This window comes from Sphaerotilus sp., from assembly GCF_041083715.1.
Classification (GTDB): Bacteria; Pseudomonadota; Gammaproteobacteria; order Burkholderiales; family Burkholderiaceae_C; genus Sphaerotilus.
In genome coordinates this window covers 1-4,578 of the sequence record NZ_JBFPGY010000002.1, presented here as the reverse complement: position 1 = coordinate 4,578, position 4,578 = coordinate 1, and the positions used below count along the sequence as shown (strand labels likewise).

The 4,578-nt window shown below is 69.0% G+C and carries 5 protein-coding genes; all 5 read left to right on the top strand.

Annotated elements, in window-relative coordinates:
* The coding region (gene yfiR, locus AB3X43_RS00050; RefSeq protein WP_369427856.1) for a regulatory sequestration protein YfiR at positions 1–478 on the top strand (478 nt) is incomplete at its 5' end.
* On the top strand, positions 475–1,764 hold the full coding sequence (dgcN, locus tag AB3X43_RS00045; protein ID WP_369427855.1) for a diguanylate cyclase DgcN/YfiN: 1,290 nt from the start codon (positions 475–477) through the stop codon (positions 1,762–1,764). The genes yfiR and dgcN, both read left to right, overlap by 4 nt.
* Complete coding sequence (gene yfiB, locus AB3X43_RS00040) at positions 1,761–2,291, top strand: outer membrane lipoprotein YfiB (RefSeq protein WP_369427854.1); 531 nt, start codon at positions 1,761–1,763, stop codon at positions 2,289–2,291. The genes dgcN and yfiB overlap by 4 nt, the downstream gene beginning before the upstream one ends.
* Before the next feature lie 233 nt (positions 2,292–2,524).
* Positions 2,525–3,874, top strand: coding sequence for a dicarboxylate/amino acid:cation symporter (locus AB3X43_RS00035; RefSeq protein WP_369427853.1), 1,350 nt, complete (start codon positions 2,525–2,527; stop codon positions 3,872–3,874).
* Between the two features lie 21 nt (positions 3,875–3,895).
* On the top strand, positions 3,896–4,578 hold a 683-nt coding region (locus AB3X43_RS00030; protein ID WP_369427852.1), incomplete at its 3' end, for a cache domain-containing protein.

The window sequence follows — 4,578 nt, the reverse complement described above, 5'->3', positions numbered from 1 at the left end:
CCTCGCCGCAGCCACGCCTTATCCAGCCGCGCTGCGGCTCACTGTCGTCGATGCCGTGCTCGGCATACTCGCCCACACCCGCTGGCCGCAGCGGCCAGCGCGGCCCCTGCTGCTGTGCGTGAACGAGCGCAGCAGTGCCGCGGCCGACATGCGCTCGCTGCACAGCAGCGTGCCTGCGGGCAAGCTGGCACCGGTGCGGCTGATCGATCTGGCCGACGCACTGCCTCTGGACTGCGACGCGGTCTGGCTGGGCACCGGCGCACCTGCGGCCGAGCCATTGCCCCAGCTGATCGGGCGCCCCGTGCTGAGCATGGGCGAAGGCACCGATTTCTGCAGCCGCGGCGGCATGTTCTGCCTTGTGCCGCGCAACAGCGACCTGCGGGTGGAGATCAACCTCGACACCGTCGCGCGCAGTGGGCTGCATGTGCATCCGCTGGTGCTCAAGATCGGCCAGCCACGCCCGGGAGTGACGCCATGACCCGCCCTGCAACCTTTCAGAAGCTGCTGCGGCACGGCCATCTGCGGGTCGCGACGGCCGCCGTGACGACCTTCGGACTCACGCTGGCGGTGATCGCGCATGTGCTGATGAGCGGTGTGCAGGAGCGCCACCTGGAACTGGTCGCCCGCACGCTGAGCTACTCGGTCGAGGCGGCCATCACCTTCCGGGACGAACAGACGGCCGAGGAGCTGCTGCGCGACATCGCCGGACGCGAAGGCCTGGTCGATGCACGGGTGCTGCTGCCTGACGGTGAAGTGCTGGCCAGCCACACCACGCCCGACAGCGGCCCGATCGACCGCCTGATGCGGCAGGCCGGTGAGGTGCTGATGCGCAGCGAGGCACGCTCACCCGTGCTGCTGGACGGCCGCACCATCGGCCTGGTCCGCGTGCGGGGCGACGGCACGCTGTACGCATGGCTGCTGGTCTACGGTGCGGTGGGGGCGGTGCTGTGCATCGGCGCCTCGCTGGTCGCCGGCACGCTGATGACGCGGCGCATGGAGCGCTCGATCATCGAGCCGATCAACCAGCTCGCCGCACTGACCCGCTCGATCCGCAGCGGACGCACCTACGACCGGCGCGCACCGACCGTCTGCATCACCGAGCTGCAGGCGCTCAGCGAGGACTTCAACGCCATGCTCGACGAGGTGCAGCTCGGGCAGGCCGAGCTGCTGGCCAGCCACCGGCGGCTGCAGTCCGACAACGACCTGCTGGCACACAAGGCCTGGCACGACGAGCTGACCGGGTTGGCCAACCGCTCGCAGTTCGAGCGCCGGCTGCAGGATGCACTGAACAGCACTGGCGCACGCGGCGGGCACCTGGCCGTGCTGTTCCTCGATGCCGACGGGTTCAAGGCGGTCAACGACACCGCAGGCCACGCCGCCGGTGACCGGCTGCTGGCGATGATGGCCGACCGGCTGCGCACCGCCGTGCGCGAAACCGACGTGGTGGCGCGGCTGGGAGGCGACGAATTCGCCGTGCTGCTGCACCCGCTGCGCAGCGTGGACGATGCGCGCCGGGTCGGACAGAAGATCCACCACCTGATGACGCAGCCCTTCGACCTCGACGAACACGGCCACTTCCACTGCGGCCTGAGCGCCGGCATGGCCACCTATCCGCTGGACGGTGACACCATTCCCGCCCTGCTCGACACGGCCGATCGGGCCATGTACCGCGCCAAGCATGCTGGCAAGCGTGCGCGGCACAGGCCCTTGGCCGGGCAGCAGGTCACGCCCTACCCCACGCTCCACGACACGACTGCACCATGAACCTACCTGACTGCTGCCCCGCCCGCCGCGGGAGTCTGGGTGCCGCGGGGGCCCTGGCCCTGGCCTTCGCGCTGACGCTGACCGGCTGCGCCACCCCGCCGCCGCCCGCACCCCCCGCGCATTTCTCGCCCGCGCAGGTCACGGCGCTGCGCCAGATGGGATTCGCCGAAGTCACCGAAGGCTGGGAGCTGAACCTGGCGGGCAAGGTGCTGTTCTCGTTCAACGACGAGCACCTCGACGCAGCCGGCAGCCGGACGGTCCACGGCATCGCCGAGACCCTGCTCAAGGAAGGCCTGACGTCGCTGCGCATCGAAGGCCATGCCGACAACGTCGGTGACGCCGACTACAACCGCCGCCTGTCCACCCGCAGAGCCGAGGTGGTGACCCGCGAATTCATCGCACACGGCATGCCCGCCGCGCGGATCGAGGCGCGCGGCCAGGGCATGGGCCTGCCCATCGCCGACAACACCACCGAAGCAGGCCGCGCCCAGAACCGCCGCGTGGTGATCCTGGTGCGTGGCGACTGACTCTCCGCAGAATGCGGGTTTACCCGGATTTCAGCGTACGACGGCCCGGACCGATCTGGCCGCAGCAGCACGGTTTCACCTAGAACCAGTGCACACGCTCCCAGAAGAACCTCAATCAGATCAACGGCTTGGCGCACAGTCGCCAGCCCGGAAGCCCTGGCATCGGGGTTGCAAATGGCATCGGACCTCGCGCGAATTTCCGCGCGACGTCGCCCACAACGACTGGAGACGCCATGCAACCCGCCACCCCACGCCTGCCCTTCTACCGATCCCTCTACGTCCAGGTCCTCACCGCCATCCTGATCGGTGTGCTGATCGGCCACTTCGCGCCTGACACCGGCGTCGCGCTCAAGCCGCTGGGCGACGGCTTCATCAAGCTGATCAAGATGGTCATCGCGCCGATCATCTTCTGCACGGTGGTGGTCGGCATCGCCGGCATGGAAGACATGAAGAAGGTCGGCAAGACCGGTGGCTACGCGCTGCTCTACTTCGAGGTCGTCTCCAGCCTGGCGCTGGTGATCGGGCTGGTCATCGTCAACCTCATCCAGCCGGGTGCGGGCATGAACATCGACCCCGCCACGCTCGACACCAAGGGCATCGCCGCCTTCACCGGGCCGGGCAAGATGCAGACGACGGTCGAGTTCCTGCTGGCCATCATCCCGACCACGGTCGTGGACGCCTTCGCCAAGGGCGAGATGCTGCAGGTGCTGCTGATCGCGGTGATGTTCGGCTTCGCGCTGCACCGCTTCGGCGGCCGCGGCACGCTGGTCTTCGACCTCATCGAGAAGCTCTCGCACGTCCTGTTCGCCATCGTCGGCACCATCATGAAGGTCGCCCCGATCGGCGCATTCGGCGCGATGGCCTTCACCATTGGCAAGTACGGCGTCGGCTCGCTGCTGTCGCTGGGCAAGCTGATGGGCACGTTCTACCTGACCTGCTTCGTGTTCGTCTTCCTCGTGCTGGGCACCATCGCGAAGCTGCACGGTTTCTCGATCTGGAAGTTCATCCAGTACATCAAGGAAGAGCTGCTGATCGTGCTGGGCACCAGCTCGTCGGAGGCTGCGCTGCCGCGCATGATGGCCAAGCTGGAAAACCTCGGCGTGCGCAAGTCCACCGTCGGCCTGGTGATCCCGACGGGCTACTCGTTCAACCTGGACGGCACCTCGATCTACCTGACGATGGCCGCGGTCTTCATCGCGCAGGCCACCAACACGCCGATGACGCTGCAGCAGCAGATCACGCTGCTGCTGGTGCTGCTGCTGACGTCCAAGGGCGCGGCGGGTGTGACCGGCTCGGGCTTCATCGTGCTGGCGGCGACGCTGTCGGCGGTGGGCGGCATCCCGGTGGCCGGGCTGGCGCTGATCCTGGGCATCGACCGCTTCATGAGCGAAGCCCGCGCGCTGACCAACCTGGTCGGCAACGGCGTGGCGACGGTCGTCGTCGGCAAGTGGACGGGTGACCTCGACACCGCCCGCATGACGGCGGTGCTGAACCACGAGACAGCCACCGATGCCAATGCGCCGGAGCAGGTGATCGACGCCATCGACCACCACATGCCGACCGCCTCGGCGACGGTGCGCTGAGACGGCGGTACGCTCGCCGCCATGGCCCCGCTCCCTTCCCGGTCCTGGCACAGCCGCTCGCGCACCCTGCTGCCGTGGGCAGTGCTCGCGCTGGCGCTGATCGGCGCCGTGGCATGGGGCGCCCATGCGGTGGCGCTGCAGATCGGCCTGCAGCGCACTGGCGAACAGGCCCGGCACCGGCTGGACGTGACCGCCGCCCGGCTGGACGGCGAGCTGGCGCGCTTCGACTACCTCCCCGCGCTGCTGGAAACCTCGCCCGAGGTCTTCCAGCTGCTGGCCACGCCGGGCGATGCCGCCCTGCGCGAGCAGGTCAGCCGCACGCTGCACGCGCTCGACGCCATCGCCGGCGCGGACATCCTCTACGTCATCGACACCGCCGGTACGGTGGTCGCCTCGGCCGACTGGCAGCAGCCGGGCACGCCCTTCGGCCAGGACCTGTCGTGGCGCCCCTATGTGCGCGACGCGCTGGCCCGCGGCGAAGGCCAGTTCTACGGCGTCGGCATCACCAGCGGACGCGCCGGCTACTACCGCTCGTTCGCGCTGCCGCGCCACGGCAAGGCGCTGGGCGTGGCCGCCGTCAAGATCGACCTCGAAGCCACCGAACGCGAGTGGCCACGGCTGCCGGGCGAGCTGCTGGTGGTGGACGAGCACGGCGTGGTCATCCTGGCCTCGCGCAATGCCTGGAAATTCCGCCCGACCAGCCC

What these genes read in the sequence shown, in the direction of transcription:
- dgcN (WP_369427855.1), top strand. Translation starts at nt 475, where the DNA reads ATGACCCGCCCTGCAACCTTTCAGAAGCTGCTGCGGCACGGCCATCTG.
- yfiB (WP_369427854.1), top strand. Translation starts at nt 1,761, where the DNA reads ATGAACCTACCTGACTGCTGCCCCGCCCGCCGCGGGAGTCTGGGTGCC.
- AB3X43_RS00035 (WP_369427853.1), top strand. Translation starts at nt 2,525, where the DNA reads ATGCAACCCGCCACCCCACGCCTGCCCTTCTACCGATCCCTCTACGTC.